The 17,641-nt window shown below is 72.5% G+C and carries 19 protein-coding genes; 6 read left to right on the forward strand and 13 right to left on the reverse strand.

Translation table 11 applies throughout. The features are described from left to right. Positions 1-117: 117 nt before the first annotated feature. Positions 118-1,005 (forward strand): LysR family transcriptional regulator, encoded by an 888-nt coding sequence (locus ABT296_RS19080; RefSeq protein ID WP_351928718.1) that lies wholly within the window; start codon positions 118-120, stop codon positions 1,003-1,005. A 51-nt stretch (positions 1,006-1,056) separates the two neighbouring features. Beyond that, positions 1,057-1,566 carry a mycothiol transferase gene (locus tag ABT296_RS19085; RefSeq protein ID WP_351928720.1) on the forward strand — a complete coding sequence of 170 codons (510 nt, stop codon included), beginning with the start codon at positions 1,057-1,059 and terminating at the stop codon, positions 1,564-1,566. Here the strand turns inward: ABT296_RS19085 and ABT296_RS19090 are convergent. Then, the gene (locus ABT296_RS19090) at positions 1,554-2,633 is read right to left on the reverse strand and encodes an adenosine deaminase (RefSeq protein ID WP_351928722.1); all 1,080 of its coding nucleotides are present in this window, start codon (positions 2,631-2,633) and stop codon (positions 1,554-1,556) included. The two genes, ABT296_RS19085 and ABT296_RS19090, sit on opposite strands and share 13 nt — an antisense overlap. 125 nt (positions 2,634-2,758) lie before the next feature. Continuing rightward, a complete protein-coding gene (locus ABT296_RS19095) occupies positions 2,759-3,145 on the reverse strand; it encodes a VOC family protein (protein ID WP_351928724.1) in 387 nt (128 codons plus the stop codon). A 144-nt stretch (positions 3,146-3,289) separates the two neighbouring features. Here ABT296_RS19095 and ABT296_RS19100 point away from each other — a divergent pair, with 144 nt between their 5' ends. Next, on the forward strand, positions 3,290-3,748 hold the full coding sequence (locus tag ABT296_RS19100; RefSeq protein ID WP_351928726.1) for a pyridoxamine 5'-phosphate oxidase family protein: 459 nt from the start codon (positions 3,290-3,292) through the stop codon (positions 3,746-3,748). A gap of 121 nt (positions 3,749-3,869) precedes the next feature. After that, positions 3,870-4,856: a sphingomyelin phosphodiesterase gene (gene sph, locus ABT296_RS19105; RefSeq protein WP_351928728.1), complete on the forward strand. Its 987-nt coding sequence runs from the start codon at positions 3,870-3,872 to the stop codon at positions 4,854-4,856. A gap of 28 nt (positions 4,857-4,884) precedes the next feature. Here the strand turns inward: sph and ABT296_RS19110 are convergent, their stop codons facing one another. From ABT296_RS19110 to ABT296_RS19160, 11 genes are all read right to left on the reverse strand, one after another. Continuing rightward, positions 4,885-5,988, reverse strand: a complete 1,104-nt coding sequence (locus ABT296_RS19110; protein ID WP_351928730.1) for an LLM class flavin-dependent oxidoreductase — start codon at positions 5,986-5,988, stop codon at positions 4,885-4,887. Positions 5,989-6,019: 31 nt separating this feature from the next. Continuing rightward, positions 6,020-7,393, reverse strand: coding sequence for an NtaA/DmoA family FMN-dependent monooxygenase (locus ABT296_RS19115; protein WP_351928732.1), 1,374 nt, complete (start codon positions 7,391-7,393; stop codon positions 6,020-6,022). Positions 7,394-7,408: 15 nt separating this feature from the next. Continuing rightward, complete coding sequence (locus tag ABT296_RS19120) at positions 7,409-8,617, reverse strand: LLM class flavin-dependent oxidoreductase (RefSeq protein WP_351928734.1); 1,209 nt, start codon at positions 8,615-8,617, stop codon at positions 7,409-7,411. A gap of 31 nt (positions 8,618-8,648) precedes the next feature. Continuing rightward, positions 8,649-9,512, reverse strand: coding sequence for a glutathione S-transferase C-terminal domain-containing protein (locus ABT296_RS19125; RefSeq protein WP_351928736.1), 864 nt, complete (start codon positions 9,510-9,512; stop codon positions 8,649-8,651). A gap of 104 nt (positions 9,513-9,616) precedes the next feature. Beyond that, positions 9,617-9,739 (reverse strand): putative leader peptide, encoded by a 123-nt coding sequence (locus ABT296_RS19130; RefSeq protein ID WP_351928738.1) that lies wholly within the window; start codon positions 9,737-9,739, stop codon positions 9,617-9,619. A 115-nt stretch (positions 9,740-9,854) separates the two neighbouring features. Further along, entirely contained in the window at positions 9,855-11,006 is a 1,152-nt protein-coding gene (locus ABT296_RS19135) for an LLM class flavin-dependent oxidoreductase (RefSeq protein ID WP_351928740.1), read from the reverse strand. Between the two features lie 153 nt (positions 11,007-11,159). Then, positions 11,160-11,717, reverse strand: coding sequence for an NADPH-dependent FMN reductase (gene ssuE, locus ABT296_RS19140; protein ID WP_351928742.1), 558 nt, complete (start codon positions 11,715-11,717; stop codon positions 11,160-11,162). Between the two features lie 24 nt (positions 11,718-11,741). Beyond that, positions 11,742-12,725 carry an ABC transporter substrate-binding protein gene (locus ABT296_RS19145; protein ID WP_351928744.1) on the reverse strand — a complete coding sequence of 328 codons (984 nt, stop codon included), beginning with the start codon at positions 12,723-12,725 and terminating at the stop codon, positions 11,742-11,744. A gap of 44 nt (positions 12,726-12,769) precedes the next feature. After that, positions 12,770-13,534, reverse strand: a complete 765-nt coding sequence (locus ABT296_RS19150) for an amino acid ABC transporter ATP-binding protein (protein WP_351928746.1) — start codon at positions 13,532-13,534, stop codon at positions 12,770-12,772. Further along, positions 13,531-14,529 (reverse strand): amino acid ABC transporter permease, encoded by a 999-nt coding sequence (locus tag ABT296_RS19155; RefSeq protein ID WP_351928748.1) that lies wholly within the window; start codon positions 14,527-14,529, stop codon positions 13,531-13,533. Before ABT296_RS19155 ends, ABT296_RS19150 begins: the two co-directional genes overlap by 4 nt. 56 nt (positions 14,530-14,585) lie before the next feature. Further along, positions 14,586-15,080, reverse strand: coding sequence for a GNAT family N-acetyltransferase (locus ABT296_RS19160; RefSeq protein ID WP_351928750.1), 495 nt, complete (start codon positions 15,078-15,080; stop codon positions 14,586-14,588). Positions 15,081-15,765: 685 nt separating this feature from the next. Here ABT296_RS19160 and ABT296_RS19165 point away from each other — a divergent pair. Together ABT296_RS19165 and ABT296_RS19170 are read left to right on the forward strand one after the other, a co-directional pair. Beyond that, positions 15,766-16,287: a winged helix-turn-helix domain-containing protein gene (locus ABT296_RS19165; protein WP_351928752.1), complete on the forward strand. Its 522-nt coding sequence runs from the start codon at positions 15,766-15,768 to the stop codon at positions 16,285-16,287. A 12-nt stretch (positions 16,288-16,299) separates the two neighbouring features. After that, complete coding sequence (locus ABT296_RS19170; RefSeq protein ID WP_351928754.1) at positions 16,300-17,520, forward strand: acyl-CoA dehydrogenase family protein; 1,221 nt, start codon at positions 16,300-16,302, stop codon at positions 17,518-17,520. Positions 17,521-17,641: the final 121 nt, after the last annotated feature.

Here is a 17,641-nt window from a genome sequence, read left to right on the forward strand (position 1 = left end):
AGAGGGGTGGGCACGGGGGGACGGATTCCCTGAGAACCACCGCCCACTCTTTCGTGACCTGTGGGCATCGGTCCAACAGGAGAATCCGATGGAATTCAGCGGATACGCTTCTCAGTCATGGAACTGCGCCATCTCCAGCACTTCGTCGCGGTCGCCGAGGACCAGCATTTCACCCGGGCCGCCGAACGGCTCATGGTCTCCCAGTCGGGCCTGTCGGCGTCGATCCGCTCCCTGGAGCGGGAACTGCAGACCCCGCTGTTCGTCCGTACGACGCGCAGCGTGACCCTCACCCCGGCCGGGCGGGCCCTGCTCGGCGAGGCGGAGCGCATCCTGGCGCAGGTGCGCTCGGCGCACGAGGCGGTCGCCGCGGTCCAGGGCGTGCTGCGCGGCATGCTGGCGGTGGGGTCCGAGCAGTGCATCGCGGGGGTCCAGGTGGCGGCGCTGCTGGCGACCTTCCGGCGTCGGCATCCGGACGTCGAGATCTGTCTGCGCCAGGCCGGGTCGGGGGCGCTCGCCGAGGAGGTCGCGGCCGGACGCCTCGACCTGGCCTTCGCGGTGCGCACGGCCGAGGAGGACGTCGAGCAGCTGCGGGCCATACCGCTCACCAGCGAGCCGATGACCGTGCTGTGCCATCCCAGCCACCGGCTCGCCCGCGCCGGGGCGGCCGTCACCCCGGAGGAGCTGGGCGGCGAGGTGTTCGTCGACTTCCACCCGGACTGGGGACCGCGCCGCACCACGGACGCGGCGTTCGCCGCCGCGGGCGTACGGCGCAGGGTCGCCCTGGAGGTGAACGACGTGCACAGCCTGCTGGACCTGGTGGACGAGAACCTCGGCGTCGCCGTCGTACCGCGCCACTTCCGGCACAAGCGGCCCTCACTGACCGCGCTGCCGGTCAAGGGCACCGGCGAGCGGGTCTACGAGACGGTCGCCCTGCTGCCGTCCCCGCAGGCCACCAGCCCGGCGGCGCGGGCTCTGATGGAACTCCTCGACACCCCGGGCGCGTGAGGCACCTACAGCCCGGGCGCGTGACGCACGGCTTTGCGCCATGGTGGTGGCATGCATGCCAAGGACATCCTCATCGAGGGCTTCAGCCGTATCCGGGAAGAGGTCCACGCCGCCGTCGAGGGCCTCGGCCCCGACGCGCTGCACGCCCGGCCCGGCCCGGACGCCAACTCCATCGCCTGGCTGGTCTGGCATCTCACCCGGGTCCAGGACGACCATGTCGCCGACGCCTTCGGGCTCGACCAGATCTGGCTCGGCCAGGGCTTCGAGAAGACCTTCGACCTCGGGCTGCCCGGCCGTGACATCGGGTACGGGCACACCTCGGCGCAGGTCGCCGAGGTGCGGGTGGCCTCGGGCGACCTGCTGACCCGGTACTACGACGCCGTGCACGAGCAGACCCTCGGCGCGCTCGGCGCACTGGCGGCCGAGGACCTGGAGCGCGTCGTCGACGAGCGCTGGGACCCGCCGGTCACCCTCGGGGTGAGGCTGGTCAGCGTCCTGTCCGACGATCTTCAGCACGTCGGACAGGCCGCCTACGTCCGCGGGCTCCTTCAGAGCGCGTAGCCGGGCAGGACGACGTCCTCGATGAGGGCCTTGCGCTCGTCGAACGGGATGAAGGCGCTCTTCAGGGCGTTCACCGTGACCGTGCGCAGGTCCTCGCGCGTCCAGCCGGCCTCCGCGACCAGCAGGGACATCTCGCGGGTCATCGTCGTACCGGAGACCAGCCGGTTGTCGGTGTTGAGGGTGACCCGGAAGCCGAGGTCCTTCAGCGCGGTGATGGGGTGCTCGGCTATCGAGGTGGCCGCGCCGGTCTGGAGGTTGGAGGTCGGGCACATCTCCAGGGCGATCCGGCGGTCGCGGACCCAGCCCGCGAGCCGGCCGAGCTTGCCGGAGGCGAGGTCGGGGATGTCGTCGGTGATGCGGACGCCGTGGCCGATGCGCTGGGCTCCGCAGATCTGGAGCGCCTGGTGGATGCTGGACAGGCCGTCGGCCTCGCCCGCGTGGATGGTGAACGGCACGTTCTCGCGGCGCAGGTGCTCGAAGGCGGCGAGGTGGTCCGCGGCGGGGAAGCCCGCCTCGGCGCCGGCGATGTCGAAGCCGACGACACCGGCGTCCCGGAAGGCGACGGCCAGGTCGGCGGCCTCGCGCACCCGGTCGAACATCCGCATGCCGCACAGCAGGGTGCCGACCCGGACGGGGGTGCCCGCCGCGGCCGCCTTCGCCATACCGGCCGCCAGGCCCTCCTGGACGGTCTCGACGACCTCGGCGAGCGCGAGGCCGCCGGCGGTGTTCAGCTCGGGCGCGTAGCGCACCTCGGCGTACACGACGCCGTCCGCCGCCAGGTCCAGCACGTACTCCTCGGCGGTGCGCAGCAGGCCCTCGCGGGTCTGCATCACGGCGAGGGTGTGCTCGAAGGTGGCGATGTAGCGGACCAGGTCCCCGGAGTTGGCGGCCTCGAAGTACCAGGCGGCCAGCTCGTCCGGGTCGGTGGTGGGCAGGGTGTGGCCGACGGACTCGGCCAGCTCCACGACGGTGGCGGGGCGCAGGCCGCCGTCGAGGTGGTCGTGGAGGACGGCCTTGGGGAGGCTGCGGATCACATCGACATTGAGGTCTACGCGCGTAGCGGTCATGGTGTGTCTTTCCTTGGGCGGGCGGTTCGAAGGGGTGGCTCGAAGCGGCGGGACGGGGAGGCCGGAGCGGTCGCCCGGAGGCGGCCCGGCGCGCCGCCGGAGGGCTTGGTCGACCTGGGTGCGGGTCAGTCGGCCGGCTGGAGCAGGTCCCAGCGGTTGCCGTACAGGTCCTGGAAGACGGCGACCGAGCCGTAGGGCTCGTGGCGCGGTTCCTCCAGGAAGGTCACGCCCGCGGCGAGCATCCGGGCGTGGTCGCCGGCGAAGTCCCCGGTGTGCAGGAAGAAGCCGACGCGGCCGCCGGTCTGGTCACCGACCCTGGCCCCCTGGGCCTCACCCTTGGCGCGGGCCAGCAGCAGCCCGGTGCCCTGATCGCCGGGCGCCACGACGACCCAGCGGGAGCCGTCCGGGCGCGGGGCGTCCTCGACGAGCCGGAACCCGAGGGCCTCGGTGTAGAAGCGGATCGCCTCGTCGTAGTCGTCGACGACGAGGGTGACCAGGGCGATGCGACTCATCGGAACCTTTCGGACGTGCGATTGACGGGAGAGGTTATACGTAAAACCTACGCGGCGCCAGTGCCGGGCGGCGCGGGGCTCGTCCCGGAGATGTAGGACCGCGGCCCGAGGTGCCGGGGCGGCGTGATCGCTAGCGTCGGCGGCATGACGAGTTCACCCGTGCCCCGCCCGCCCGAACAGCGCCGGCTCGATGTGCTGGACCGGCTGGAGAAGGAGATCGACATCTGGGTGGCCACCGCGGACCCCGAGGGGGTGCCGTGCCTGGTGGCGCTCTGGTTCGTCTGGGACGGCGAGGCGCTGTGGCTGGCGACCCGGCCCACCAACCCCACCGGCCGCAATCTGCGCACCGGCGGACGCACCCGGCTCGCCTTCGGCGACACCCGGGACGTGGTCCTGATCGACGGGACCGTCGAGACGTTCACGGCCGAGGAGGTACCGGCCCCGGCGGCGGAGGCGTTCACGGCGAAGACGGGCTGGGATCCGCGCGGGGAGCGTGCGCCGTACGCGTTCTACCGGGTGCGCCCCGAGGCGGTGCAGGCGTGGCACGAGGTCCGCGAACTGCCGCGCCGGCACCTGATGCGGGACGGGGCCTGGCTCGTCTAGCGGGGTCGAGTACTTGGCCGCCCCCGCGCCATCGACTTCCCCCCAAGGTGTTACCTGAGAGTAACTCCGGATGGTTTGATATGCGGCGCCACTCAACCCCCTTACCCCACAGGGAGATCCAGTGACGCTTTCCGCACAGCGCCGTGCGCAGGGGTCGGCCGTGCTCGTCCTCGCCCTCACGGTCACCGGCCTGACCGGCGCGACACCCACCGCGTCGGCGGCCGAACAGACGCCCGGGCTGAAGGTGTTGTCGTACAACGTCTTCCTCTTCAGCAAGACCCTCTACCCCAACTGGGGCCAGGACCACCGGGCCACCGAGATCGCGAAGGCCCCGTTCGTGCGGGGCAACGACGTCGTGGTGCTCCAGGAGATGTTCGACAACTCCTCCTCCGATGCGCTGAGGAGCGCCGTCGCGGGCGAGTACCCGTACCAGACCTCGGTGGTCGGCCGCTCCAGGTCCGGCTGGGACGCGACGGGCGGCGCGTACTCGGCGACGACTCCGGAGGACGGCGGTGTGACGGTCCTCAGCAAGTGGCCGATCCTGCGCAAGGAGCAGTACGTCTTCAAGGACGCCTGCGGCGCCGACTGGTGGTCGAACAAGGGCTTCGCGTACGTCGTGCTGAACGTCGGCGGCACCAGGGTGCATGTGGTCGGCACCCACGCGCAGTCGACGGACCCGGGGTGCGCCGCCGGCGAGGCGGCGGCGGTGCGCGGCAAGCAGTTCAGGGCGATCGACGCGTTCCTGGACGCCAGGAACATCCCCGCCGGCGAACAGGTGCTGGTGGCCGGTGACTTCAACGTCGACTCGCGCACCGCGGAGTACGGCTCCATGCTCGCCGACGGCGGCCTGGTCGGCGCGGACGCGCGCACCGGGCACCCGTACTCCTTCGACACGCGGGACAACTCCATAGCGCGCGACCGCTACCCCGACGACCCGCGCGAGGACCTGGACCACGTCCTCCACCGCGCCGGTCACGCCCGTCCGGCGGTGTGGAAGAACGACGTCGTCAAGGAGGAGAGCGCGCCCTGGACGGTGTCGAGCTGGGGCACCGAGTACACGTACACCAACCTGTCCGACCACTACCCGGTGACCGCCTCGGCGGGCTGACGGGCCGGCCGGGGAGCGGGCGCGCGGTTCAGCGCCGCGACCACTCCCCGGCGAGGAGCTCGTAGGAGCGCACTCGGGCGGTGTGGTCGTGGGTCATCGTGGTGATGAGCAACTCGTCGGCGCCCGTGGCCTCCTGGAGTTGTTCGAGCTGGTCGGCGACGCGGGCGGGGGAGCCCACGAACTGGGTGTCGAGGCGGTCCCGGACCAGGGTCCGGTCCGCCTCGGTCCACTCGTGGGCGCGGGCCTCCTTCAGGGTGGGGTACTCGATGGCGCCCTCGGCCGAGCGGATGCTGCGGACCCACGGTCCGTACCCCTCGGCGAGTTCCCGGGCCGTCGCGTCGTCCTCGGCGACCACGACGTCCGCCGAGACGCTCACATAGGGCGTGTCCAGGACGTCGGAGGGCCGGAAGTGTGCGCGGTAGCCGTCCACGGCCTCCAGGACGGTGGCGGGGCTGACGTGGTAGTTCGCGGCGAAGCGCAGGCCCCGGGCGCCGGCCGTCTCGGCGCTCTGGCCGCCGCTGCTGCCGAGGATCCACACCTCGACCCGGGCGCCCTCCCCCGGTACGGCGTGCGCCTCGACGCCCTCCGGGGAGCGGTAGGTCCCGGCGAGCAGGGCGAGGAGGTCGTCGATCTGCTCGGCGTAGTCCTGGGACTCGGCGTGGGGCAGGGTCAGGAGCTTGCGCTGGAGGGCGATCCGGGGTGAGCCGAGCAGGGGCGTGAAATCGAAGCGGGGCGGAATGAGGAGGCCGTTCGTGGGGCGGCGGGGCTCGGCCGTCGGTTCTCCCGGCGGGCGGCCGCCGGAGCGGCCGAGGCCGAGGTCGAGGCGGCCGGGGTGGAGCGCGTCGATCAGGCCGAACTCCTCGACGGTGGACAGGGCGGTGCGGTGGCCGAGCTGGACGGCTCCCGAGCCGAGGCGGATGGTGGAGGTCGCGGCGGCGGTGAGGGCGATCACGACGGCGGGGGACGTGCCGGCCACCCCGGGGTTGAGGTGGTGCTCGGCGAACCAGTGGCGGACGTAGCCGAATCGTTCCGCCTGGCGGGCGAGGTCGATCGAGTTGCGCAGGGCCTGGGCGGCGGTGGCGCCGGACGGGACGGGCACCAGGTCCAGGACGCCGAGGGGGATGGCTGACACGGCTGGTCTCCTCAGAGGTCGGCGGGCGGGGTCACGAGGCGGCGCGCGGGGCGCGGGCCCCGTCCGGGTGGGCGAGGCCGAGGTGGTGGCGGAGGGTGGGGCCCTCGTACTCGGTGCGGAAGACACCCTTTTCCTGGAGGAGCGGTACGACCCGGTCGGCGAAGTCGTCGAGGCCGCCGGGGGTGAGGTGCGGGACGAGGATGAAGCCGTCGCAGGCGTCGGCCTGGACGAGGTCGTCGAGGGCGGTGGCGATCGTGTGCGGGGAGCCGATGAAGTTCTGCCGGTTCCCGGTCTCGATGACGAGGTCGCGGATGGACCAGCCGTTGGCCTCGGCCCGCTCGCGCCATTCCCGGGCGGTGGCCTGCGGGTCGCGGTACATGCGCACCTGGGCCCGGCCGCGGGCGACGGTGTGCTCGCCGGGCAGGGGGTCCACGTCGGGGAGCGGGCCGTCGGGGTCGTAGCCGGACAGGTCGCGGTTCCAGACCCACTCCAGGTGCTTGAGGGCGGTGGCCCCGCTGACCTGGCTGCGGCGGACCTCGCGGGCGAGCTCGCGGGCCTCGGCGTCGGTGTCGCCGAGGACGAAGGTGGCGGCGGGCAGGATCAGCAGGTCGTCGCGGTGGCGGCCGTAGCGGGCGAGGCGGTCCTTGACGTCGGTGTAGAAGGCGCGGCCCTCGGTGAGGGTCGCGTAGCGGCTGAAGATGGCGTCGGCGCCGGCGGCGGCGAACTCGCGGCCCTCGTCGGAGTCGCCGGCCTGGAAGATCACCGGGCGGCCCTGCGGTGAGCGCGGGACGTTGAACCGGCCGTGGATGTCGAAGTGTGTGCCGCTGTGGACGAAGGAACCGGCCTTGGCGTCGCGCAGGAAGGTGCCGGTGGCCGTGTCGGCGAGGATCTCGTCGCCGGTCCAGGAGTCGAAGAGTTCGTTGGCGGTGGCGAGGAACTCCCGTGCGCGCGAGTAGCGTTCGCGCTGCGGGAGGAAGCCGCCGCGGCGGAAGTTCTCGCCGGTGAAGGCGTCCCAGGAGGTCACCACGTTCCAGGCGGCGCGGCCGCCGGAGAGGTGGTCGAGGGTGGCGAACTGACGGGCCACCTCGTAGGGCTCGTTGAAGGTGGAGTTGATGGTGCCGGTCAGGCCGAGGTGTTCGGTGACGGCGGCGAGCGCGGCCAGCACGGTGAAGGTGTCGGGGCGGCCGACGACGTCCAAGTCGTAGATCTCACCGCCCTGTTCGCGCAGCCGGAGTCCTTCGGCGAGGAAGAGGAAGTCGAACCGGGCGCGTTCGGCGGTCCGCGCGAAGTGGGCGAAGGAGTCGAACTCGATGTGGCTGCCGGCCGCGGGGTCGCTCCAGACGGTGGTGTTGTTGACGCCGGGGAAGTGCGCGGCGAGGTGGATCTGCTTGCGGCGGTCGGTCATCTCGGGGCTTCCCTCTCAGGCGGCGTAGCGGTTGGCGGGGCGGGCCAGGCCCAGCAGGCCGCGCAGGGTGTCGGCCTCGTAGGCCCGGCGGAAGGCCCCGCGGCGCTGGAGTTCGGGGACCAGTCGCCGGGTGATGGCGGGCAGGTCGTGGCCAAGGACGGCGGGCCTGAGCCGGAAGCCGGTGAGGCCGGTCCGCCGCAACTCGATGAGCAGGTCGGCGAGTTGGGCGGGGGTGCCGGCGAACACGCGGGCGTCGCTGGTGTACGGCTCACCGGCGAGGGCGTCGAGCCGGTCCAGGCGGGTGCGGGCGGTACGGGCGTCGTCGTCGAGGAGGACGACGAGATCGGCGAAGACGTGCAGGGGCTGTCCGGAGCGGCCGGCGGCGCTCTGCTCGGCGCGGATCTCGGCGACGACGGCCCGTGCCTGCTCGGCGTCGTGCGGGGTGACGTAGCCGATGTCGGCCTGGCGGGCCACCAGCCGGTAGGGCACGGTCTGGTGGGCCAGGGCGGTCACCGGCGGCTGGCCCTGGGGCGGGCGCGGGGTGATGGAGGGGCCCTTGACGCTGAAGCGGCGGCCCTGGAAGTCGATGTAGTGGAGCTTGTCGCGGTCGATGAAGCGGCCGGTGCGGGCGTCGCGGATCTCGGCGTCGTCCTCCCAGCTGTCCCAGAGCCGGCGGACCACCTCTACGTAGTCGGCGGCCTCGTCGAAGAGGTCGGTGACGACGCCTTGGGCGGCCGGGCTGTCGTAGGCGTCGATGCGGTCGATCGTGCGGCGGCCGAAGTGGGCGGCCTCGTTGGGGCGGGCGGTGATCTGTACGCGCAGGCCGGCCCGGCCCCGGCTGACGTAGTCGAGGGTGGCGATGGCCTTGGAGAGGTGGAAGGGCTCGGTGTGGGTGGCGACCACCGTCGGGACCAGGCCGATGCGGCTGGTCAGCGGGGCGACGCGGGCCGCGACGAGGACGGCGTCGAGGCGGCCCCGGACCTGGTCGGTGCGGTCGTCGGGGTCGAGGAAGTGCGAGGACTGCGGGCCCAGGCCGTCCTCGAAGGTGACGAAGTCGAGCAGTCCGCGCTCCGCCTCCACGACCAGGTCGGCCCAGTGGCCGGCGGTGAACAGGTCGCGGGGGCGGGCCGCGGGGTCGCGCCAGGAGGCGGGGTGCCAGCCGGTGCCGTCGAGGGCCACGGCGAGGTGCAGGGGGGCAGGAGGTGCTGAGGGCGTCGGGGACACTGGGTGGTGCCTTCCTGGGGTGTGGGTGGGGTCACCGGCCCGCGTGGGTCGCCCAGTCGAGGATCTGGACGGCCGCTCCCGCGGCTTCCAGCCCCTGGCAGTGGGCGTGGTGGCGGCGGGCGATGCCGTCGAGGTCGAGGTGGGTGCCGAAGGCCGGGTGGGCGGCGAAGCGGCGGGCGTAGGCCCACAGGGCGGGTTGTTCGGTGACGCGGTGTACCGCCGAGGCGTCCAGGTGGTGCCGGTGCACGGTGTCGAGGCGCAGCAGGGTGACCCACAACTCGACGTCGGCGGCGGTGAGTTGTTCGCGGAGCATGTACTCGCGGTCCTCCAGCCAGCGCTCCAGTGCCTGGAGGGTGTCCACCAACCGGTCGGCCGCCGCGGCCCGTTCGGCCGGGTCGACGTCGGCGGAACCGGCGAGCTGGGCGGCTTCCTCGATGGTCACCGCGCACAGCTGCTCGACGGCGTCGATCTCCGACTCGGTCCCGCACGGCCGCAGTTGGGGTCCGTTGGCGGCGAAGTGCAGGGCCAGGTCGCGGGCGATGCCGGGGGCGTGGGTGCTGACGATCCGCCCGGACCAGTCGTCGCTGAGGACCGGGGCGTGGGCGGGGCCGGTGTAGCGGTGGGCGCTGGCGTCGTAGAGCGGGCGCAGGCCGGTGTAGCCGCCGTCGGGACAGTCGGGGACGGCGGGCAGGTGGACGGCGGGGCAGGTGTCGTCCAGGCGCAGGAGGCTGTGGGTGATGGCGATGCGGAGTCCGTCGGGGCAGGCGGTGTTGAGGTGGAGCCGGTAGCGGCGGGGCACCGCGTAGTGACCGCTGCGGGCGTCGAGGCCGATACGGCCGTGGAAGGCGGGGGCGGGCCGCGCGGACGAGTGGCGGGTGAACGGGGTCACGGACATGACTCTCCCCAGGACGAAGGGCTTCGGGCGGGTGCGGGGGCCGGGGCGCGAGGCCGTGGGGCGATGCCCGTCGGCGGCGCGTGGTGGGGCGGTGCGGGGCCCTGTTACCCGAGGGGACCGATCGCGCTGCACACGCGCTGCAGGTCGATGTGACGGCGGGAGGTCAGAAGAGGGGACGCCGACGCGGCACCGCGGGCGCGGCGGGTGACCGGCTCAAGGCGTCCCATGTTTCCCTACCTGTTCACTAGGATTCCCGTTCGGAGTGTCCGTCCGGCGCGGGCCGGCGTCAAGAGGGCGTCGTCGAGGAGGCGTCGCCCGGAGGGCGTCGCCGATCGGGCGTGGTCACACCGCCGCGCCGGTAAAGGGCACGCGGGCCGGGCCGTCGGCGCCCGCCCGGGCGGGCCTGCTCCACAGTCCGCGTGCCGCGAGCCGCGGCAGCACGCCCTCGCCGAACCAGTACGCCTCCTCCAGGTGCGGGTAGCCGGAGAGCACGAACTCGTCGATGCCGAGCCGGTGGTACTCGACGATCCGCTCGGCGACGTCGTCGTGGCTGCCGACCAGCGCGGTGCCCGCGCCGCCGCGGACCAGGCCGATGCCGGCCCACAGGTTCGGCGCTATCTCCAGGTCGTCGCGGCTGCCGCCGTGCAGGTCGAGCATGCGCCGCTGCCCCTCGGACTCACTGCGCGCGAGTCCCGCCTGGACGGCCCGGACCGTCTCCGGGTCGAAGCCGTCCACCAGCCGCCGCGCCTCGGCCCAGGCGTCCTCGGCGGTGTCCCGGGTGATGACGTGCAGCCGGATGCCGAAGCGGGGGGAACGGCCCTCGCGTGCGGCCAGTTCACGGACCCGGGCGATCTTCGCGGCGACCTGGGCGGGCGGCTCGCCCCAGGTCAGATACACGTCGGCGTGCCGTGCCGCGATCCGTCCGGCGGCCGGCGAGGAACCGCCGAAGTACACCTCGGGGACGGGGTCGGGCACCCGCGCCAGCTTCGCGCCCTCCACCCGCAGATGCTCACCGCGCAGGTCGACGCTCTTGCCGTCCCACAACTGTCGTACGACGTCGAGGAACTCGCCGGTGCGACGGTACCGGTCGTCCTTGTCGAGGAAGTCGCCGTAGGCCCGCTGCTCCTGGCTCTCGCCGCCGGTGACGACGTTGAGCAGCAGCCGTCCGCCGGTCTGCCGCTGGAACGTCGACGCCATCTGCGCGGCGAGGGTCGGCGACAGCAGACCGGGCCGGAAGGCGACCAGGAACTTCAGCCGCTCGGTCTGCTGACTCACCATCGCGGTGGTCAGCCACGCGTCCTCGCACCAGGCGCCGGTGGGGGTGAGCGCGCCGGTGAAGCCGAGGTCCTCCGCGGCGCGGGCGATCTGGCCGAGGTAGGCGACCGTCGGCGGCCGGTCCCGTCCGGTGCTGGTGGCGGGGGTGCCGTGGCCGCCGCCGACGACATCACGGCTGTCGCCGTTGGTGGGCAGGAACCAGTGGAACGTGAGGGTCACGGGGGCTCCGATCGTGGTGGTGCGATGGCTCAACCGGCCTCGGTGGGACGGCGGATGAGCCGGTGGCGGGGCGGCGGTCGGCGGTCGGGCGGGGGACGAGCCCGACGGCGGTCGGGCGGTGGATGAGTCGGCGTCGGCGGCGGGCCGCTCGGCTCAGCTCGCCGCGGCGAGCAGCGTCGTACGGCCGCCGAGGGCGAGCGAGAACTGGTCGGTGACCTGGGCGAGGGCTTCGGCGGAGCCCGGGGCGACGGTGAGCGTGCCGTCTTCGGCGACGGTGATGTCCTTGTCGAGGGTGAACCAGCCCGGGGTGATGTGGGAGGGGCCCATGGAGTTCAGGACGGGGCGCAGGGCGTAGTCGATGGCCAGGACGTGGGCGGTGGTGCCGCCGGTGGCCAGGGGCAGGACGGTCTTGCCCGCCAGGGCGTACTGCGGGAGCAGGTCGAGCAGGGCCTTGAGCAGGCCGGAGTAGGCGGCCTTGTAGACCGGGGTGCCGATCACGACGCCGTCGGCGCGGTCGAACAGGGCGGTGGCCTCGACGATCGCGGGGTGGCGGAAATCGGCGCCGAGGAGCGCCTCGGCGGGCAGGGTGCGCACGTCGAGGGGGATCACCTCGTGGCCCTGGGCCCTGAGGCGGCCGTCGAGGTGGCGCAGCAGGCGGGCGGTGCGGGAGGTGGCGGAGGGGCTTCCGGAGACGGACAGGACGGTGGCCATGGCGGACCTTTCGGGGAGCGTGGGTCAGGAGGCGGTCTTGGGCAGGCCGGGCGGGTTGATCTCCGAGTCGGTGATGGCCTCGTCGGACAGGCCCCAGCGCTTGAGGACCTTGGCGTAGGTGCCGTTGTCGACGATCTCGTCGAGCGCGGCGGCGAGGGGTTCGACGAGCCCGCTGTCCTTCTTGGTGGTGGCCGCGATGAGGCCCTGGAGGGTGGCTCCGGCACCGGAGTAGGTGCCGACGACCTCGGTCTTGCCGGTGGAGGCGGCGTGGTAGGCGGCGGTCGGGTTGGGGCCGAGGTAGACGTCGATCCGGCCGGACTGGAGGGCCAGATAGGTGTCGCTCTCGTTCTGGTAGTACTTGATGTCGACCGGCTCGCGGCCCGCCTTCTCGTTCTCCTCGCTCCACTCCACCAGCAGCTTCTCCTGGTTGGTGCCGCTGCTGACGGCCACGGTCAGGCCGGCCACGTCCTCGGGCCCGGTGATCTTCAGACCGCTGTCCTTCTTGGCCTCGAAGCCGAGGTTGTCCTCGCGGTAGGTGGCGAAGTCGTACTTCTCCTTGCGCTCCTCGGTGACCGTGATGTTGCTGAAGCCGACGTCGTACTTGGCGCTGTCCAGGCCGACGAAGATGTTCTCCCAGGAGACGGGGTTGATGCGCAGCTTCAGTCCGAGGACGTCGGCGACCAGGGAGGCGATGTCGGGTTCGACGCCGATGACGGTCTTGTTGTCGGTGGCGAAGAAGGTCAGCGGCGCGGCGGAGCCGGAGGAGTCGACGACCTCCAGGGTGCCTCTCTCGCGGATCTCGGCGGGGACCTGCGCGGCTATCGACTCCACCTTCTCGGTGGTGATCCGGTTCTGGTCGGGGCTGAGGTTGATCTTCGTGGTGTCGCCGTTCGCGCCGGCCACCTCGGCCGTCGCCGCGTCGTCCGGGTTGCCGCAGGCGGACAGGACGACGGCGGCGGCGAGTCCCAGGACGGCGGCGGCGGTGCGGCGGGCGGTCGGGGCGTGCATGGCTGTACTCCTTGTGCGAGGGGATGGTGCGGGGACGTGAGGGGTCACAGGACCTTGGAGAGGAAGGCGCGGGTGCGTTCGTGGTGCGGGGCGTCCAGGACGGCCGTGGGCGGCCCTTGTTCCACGACGACGCCGTCGTCCATGAACACCACGGTGTCGGCGACCTCGCGGGCGAAGCCGATCTCGTGCGTCACGACGATCATGGTGGTTCCGGTGCGGGCCAAGTCCTTGATGACGTCCAGGACTTCGCCGACGAGTTCGGGGTCGAGGGCGGAGGTGGGTTCGTCGAAGAGCAGCACCTTGGGTTCCAGGGCGAGGGCGCGGGCGATGGCCACCCGCTGTTGCTGCCCGCCCGAGAGCTGGCGCGGGTAGGCGTCGGCCTTGTCGGCGAGTCCGACCCGGTCCAGCAGTCGGCGGGCGCTCTCCTCGGCGCGGGCGCGCGGGCGGCGCAGCGCGGAGACGGGGGCCTCGACGAGGTTCTCCAGCACGGTCAGGTGCGGGAAGAGGTTGAAGTTCTGGAAGACGAACCCGATCCCGGTGCGCTGCTTGAGCACGTCCCGTTCCTTGAGTTCGTACAGCTTGTCGCCGAAGCGGCGGTAGCCGATCAGTTCGCCGTCGATGCTGATCCGGCCGCGGTCGACCTTCTCCAGATGGTTGATGGTGCGCAGCAGCGTGGACTTGCCGGATCCGGACGGGCCGAGGATCACGGTGACCTCGCCCGCGCGGACCTGCAGGTCGACCCCGCGCAGCACGGCCAGCGGGCCGAAGCTCTTGTGGACGCCGTTGACGTCGACCATGACGTCGTTCATGCCCTCTCCCCCGTCTTCCCCGGTGCCTTCTCCCCTGTCCTCTGCCGCGCCTTCTCCGTCGGGGTGCGCGGGCCCGGGGCCCGTCCGGCGGCCACGAAGCGCCGGAGGCGCTCCAGCGGGGTGGGCGGCGGGGTGCGGTTCGCGCCGCGGGCGAAGTGCCGCTCGACGTAGTACTGGACGATCGACAGCACCGAGGTGAGCACGACGTACCAGATGGTGGCGACGAGCAGCAGCGGGATGACCCGGCCGTTGCGGCCGTAGATCACCTGTACCTGGTAGAAGAGCTCGCCGATGGACATGACGTAGACCACCGAGGTGCCCTTGAGCAGGCCGATGACCTCGTTGCCGGCCGTGGGAAGGATGGCGCGCATGGCCTGGGGCAGCACGATGCGGCGGATCTGCCGGAGCCGGGGGATGCCGAGCGCGGCGGCGGCCTCCTGCTGGCCCTGGTCGACGGCGAGCACTCCGCCGCGCACGATCTCGGCGGCATAGGCGGCCTGGTGCAGGGTGAGTCCGATGACCGCGGCGCCGATGGTGCCGATCAGGCTGTTGCTGTCGACCGACCAGAACACCGGTCCGAAGGGAATGCCGACACCCAACTCCCGGTACAGGGCGCTGAGGTTGAACCAGAACACCAGCTGGACGATCATCGGGATGGACCGGAAGATCCAGACGTAGGTCCAGGCGACGGTCTGCAGGACCGGGCTGCGCGACAGCCTCATGAAGGCGATCACGGTGCCGAGCGCGAAGCCCAGCACGGTGGCGTACGCGGTGAGTTGGAGGGTCACCCACACCGCCCGCACGATCGTCTCGGAGACGAGGTACTCACCGACGACGTGCCATTCCCAGACGGGGTTGGTGACCAGCCCGTGGACGAACTGGGCGGCCAGCACGAGCACCGCGACGGCGGCGGCCCAGCGGGCGTGGTGGCGGGCGGGTACGACCTTCAACTCGGGTGCTCTGGTCGCGGGTTGGGTCAAGGTGTCGCTGCTCATGGGTCACCTGTGCTCGGGCGGGTGGATCCGCGGGGTGTCGATCGCGGGACGGCGCTTCACCGTGGGGCCCCTTCCAGGTGCTTCTCGAAGGGCAGTGGGCCGATCGACTCCGGGTCGGCGTCCGTGTCGAAGAGGGGCGTGTAGCCGGTGGCCAGGTACAGGCCGCGGGCCTCGGGCTGGCGCGGTCCGGTGGTGAGGAAGATCCGGCGGTACCCGCGGCCGGCCGCCTCGCGCTCCAGCTCGGCGACGACCCGGCGGGCCAGTCCGCGTCCGCGGTGGGCGGAGTGCGTCCAGATCCGCTTGAGTTCGGCGGTGGTGGTGTCGTACCGGCGGAAGGCGCCGCCCGCGACGGGCTCGCCGTGTTCGAGCAGCAGCAGGAGCACTCCGCCGTGGGCGGGGGTGAATTCCTCGTCGGGGTAGCGGGCGAGTTCGGCGTGGGCGTCCCTGCCGTAGCGGCTGGAGTACTCCTCGCCCAGTTCACGGATCAGCGGCTCGACCCGCGGGTCGGAGACCGAGACCTGAATGACCGTCAACTCGGGTGCGGAGGTCATGCGTTCACCACCGCAGATCCGCGGACGGCGTCGTACTCGGCGACATCGTCGGCGAGGAGTGCCACGGGCATGGCAAGGGGCCCTTTCGAAGGACATGCGTAGCCGGGCGAAGCCACAACGGCCCGGCGCGGGGGCATGGATGACTGACCGTCAGGGACGGGGACCGGTGTGACGACGTGGGGCGTCACCGAAGCGGCGGACGCCGCACACAGGAAGAGAGCTGGGCCCGCGAAAGGGGCACCGGGAAAGCCGGGGGCCGGTCAGACGGCCCGCTGCCGCGTCAGGCGCAACACGCCGCGGACCACACTCGACCGAAGTCGATGTGGTCGCGGGAGACCAGGCGCGGCTGAGGGTTCATGCAACCTATTGAGCAGGGCTTTTCGCTTCCCGTCAAGCGCCGCCCGGATGGCGGACCGCTGGACGGCACGGCCGCCGCGGCCACCCTTGAGAGCGCGTTCTCTACTTTCCCTATCGATTTACTAGGAAAGTCTTGACGCGGCTGTTCTCCGTGCTCAGGATGGTGACCATGCCCCACACACAGCAACGACTCGTACGTCGTCGGCACGTCGACTTCGGTCACGTCTTCAGTGCCGCCTGCTGTTCCGCGTAGGCACGCCTCGCGCGTCGCCGCTCCGCTCCTTCCCCGGGGGTCACCCCCTCCTCAGCTTTCCGAAGGGCGAACGCCATGACCACCGCACTTCCCGCACCGCTGCCCGACGTACGCCATCTGCGCCTGGTGGACGACCTCCCGCAGGACGCCGACGCCGGCCCCGACTCCCCGCCGCTCGTCGGCTACCTGGTGCTCGTGCCCGAGGGCACCGACCCCGCCGAGCTGTTCGCCCGGGCCGGGGTGCGCCCCGTCGCGACCCCCGTCACCCGACCGGAGGCGGACGCCGTACGCATCGACGCCGAGCGTCACGCCGCGTCCGTGGACGGCGTCGAACTCGACCTGACCTACCTGGAGTTCGCGCTGCTCGCCCATCTCGTCCAGCGCCCGCACCATGTGCACTCGCGGGAACGGCTGATGGCGGAGATCTGGGGCTACGACCACGTGGGCGACGGCCGCACCGTGGACGTCCACATCGCCCGGCTGCGCCGGAAGCTGGGCACGGCCCACCGGAACCGGATCGTGACCGTGCGCAGCGTGGGCTACAAGTTCGTACCCGGGCGCGCCGACGCCGAGACCGCACTGTGCGGCCGACCTTGAGGAGAGCCTTCCATGGGCGTCGCCCCTGCCCCGTCCGAGACAGAGCGCATCGAGCGCGCCGACCGCACGCACTGGCTGCGCGTCGCCCGTGAGACGGCGGACGACCTGGCCACGGACGCGGTGGCCCGGGAACAGGCGGGCAAGGCGCCCTTCGACGAGGTGTCCCGGCTGCGCGAGGCGGGCCTGCTGACGCTGCTCGTCCCGGCCGGACTCGGCGGAGGCGGCGCCGACTGGTCCACGGCCTGCGCGGTCGTCCGGGAGATCGCCGCCGCGGACGCGGCCGTGGCTCAACTCCTCGGCTCCCACTACGTCCTGAGCTGGACGCCCCGACTCCTCTCCGACCCGGCGTCCGCCGCGCGCACCGAGCGCCGGTCGGCGGCCGGACTGTGGTGCTGGGGCGGGGGTGTCGCCCGCCAGGAGCCGCGGCTGACGCTGACGCCGTCGGGGGACGGATTCCTGCTCGACGGCCGCCAGAGCTACGCCACCGGTGTGCTGGTCGCCGACCGGCTGGCCGTACGGGCGGTCCGCGCGGACACCGGCGAGCATCTCGCCGTGGTGGCCGACCCGGCCGGTCCGGGGGTGCGGATCGACGCCGACGCCGACCCCTTCGGCGGGCGGCTCGCGGCCGGCGGGAGCGTGGAGTTCGACGGTGCCCGGATCGACGCCGAGGAGGTGCTCGGCTCCCTCTCGGTCGACGACGACGTCCTGTCCCCTGCGGCGTCGCTGGCCGCGCCGCTGTGGCGGCTGATCTCGGTCCAGCTGCGCCTCGGCCTGGCGGAGGGCGTACTGGCCGAGGCCCGCGAGTACAACAGAACCGGTCACGCGCCCTGGCATCCGGAGTGGCCGGCCGGCTCCCCCCAGGACCCTCAGACCCTGGCGGCCTACGGCGAGTTGACCGTCCTCACCCGCTCCGCCTCCGCACTGGCCGGCGAGGCGCTCGGCGCGCTGGAGCACGGCCTGGGACGCGGCGCGGACCTCAGCTACGACGAATGCGCGGAGATCTCGGTCCTGGTGGCCGTCGCCGAAGCGGCCGCCGCGAAGGCCGCCCACGAGTCGACGTCCCGCGCCCTGGACATCATCGGCGTCCGCGCGGCCTCCGCCCGCCTGGGCCTGGACCGCTTCTGGCGCAACGCCCGCACCCACAGCCTGTACGAGCCGGTGTCGCACCGCCTCCGCGACGTCGGCGACTACTTCCTCAACGGGGCACACCCGCCGTTCACGCTGCCGGTGTGAGGCGGCCCGCGCCGGCGCGGGCCCGTCCGGGCGGGGCCCGCAACGACTGCGGCCCGCCCCCTCTTCGGGGACGGGCCGCATCTCTGAGCGCCGGGCAGGCCTTGCACCTGCATTTCCCCGC

The organism is Streptomyces sp. NPDC000983, from assembly GCF_040299205.1.
Taxonomy (GTDB): Bacteria; Actinomycetota; Actinomycetes; order Streptomycetales; family Streptomycetaceae; genus Streptomyces.

Excerpts from the sequence above, each read along its gene's own strand:
- ABT296_RS19080 (WP_351928718.1), top strand. The coding sequence starts at position 118 with ATGGAACTGCGCCATCTCCAGCACTTCGTCGCGGTCGCCGAGGACCAG.
- ABT296_RS19085 (WP_351928720.1), top strand. The coding sequence starts at position 1,057 with ATGCATGCCAAGGACATCCTCATCGAGGGCTTCAGCCGTATCCGGGAA.
- ABT296_RS19090 (WP_351928722.1), bottom strand. The coding sequence starts at position 2,633 with ATGACCGCTACGCGCGTAGACCTCAATGTCGATGTGATCCGCAGCCTC.
- ABT296_RS19095 (WP_351928724.1), bottom strand. The coding sequence starts at position 3,145 with ATGAGTCGCATCGCCCTGGTCACCCTCGTCGTCGACGACTACGACGAG.
- ABT296_RS19100 (WP_351928726.1), top strand. The coding sequence starts at position 3,290 with ATGACGAGTTCACCCGTGCCCCGCCCGCCCGAACAGCGCCGGCTCGAT.
- ABT296_RS19115 (WP_351928732.1), bottom strand. The coding sequence starts at position 7,393 with ATGACCGACCGCCGCAAGCAGATCCACCTCGCCGCGCACTTCCCCGGC.
- ABT296_RS19125 (WP_351928736.1), bottom strand. The coding sequence starts at position 9,512 with ATGTCCGTGACCCCGTTCACCCGCCACTCGTCCGCGCGGCCCGCCCCC.
- ABT296_RS19130 (WP_351928738.1), bottom strand. The coding sequence starts at position 9,739 with ATGGGACGCCTTGAGCCGGTCACCCGCCGCGCCCGCGGTGCCGCGTCG.
- ssuE (WP_351928742.1), bottom strand. The coding sequence starts at position 11,717 with ATGGCCACCGTCCTGTCCGTCTCCGGAAGCCCCTCCGCCACCTCCCGC.
- ABT296_RS19145 (WP_351928744.1), bottom strand. The coding sequence starts at position 12,725 with ATGCACGCCCCGACCGCCCGCCGCACCGCCGCCGCCGTCCTGGGACTC.
- ABT296_RS19150 (WP_351928746.1), bottom strand. The coding sequence starts at position 13,534 with ATGAACGACGTCATGGTCGACGTCAACGGCGTCCACAAGAGCTTCGGC.
- ABT296_RS19155 (WP_351928748.1), bottom strand. The coding sequence starts at position 14,529 with ATGAGCAGCGACACCTTGACCCAACCCGCGACCAGAGCACCCGAGTTG.
- ABT296_RS19160 (WP_351928750.1), bottom strand. The coding sequence starts at position 15,080 with ATGACCTCCGCACCCGAGTTGACGGTCATTCAGGTCTCGGTCTCCGAC.
- ABT296_RS19165 (WP_351928752.1), top strand. The coding sequence starts at position 15,766 with ATGACCACCGCACTTCCCGCACCGCTGCCCGACGTACGCCATCTGCGC.
- ABT296_RS19170 (WP_351928754.1), top strand. The coding sequence starts at position 16,300 with ATGGGCGTCGCCCCTGCCCCGTCCGAGACAGAGCGCATCGAGCGCGCC.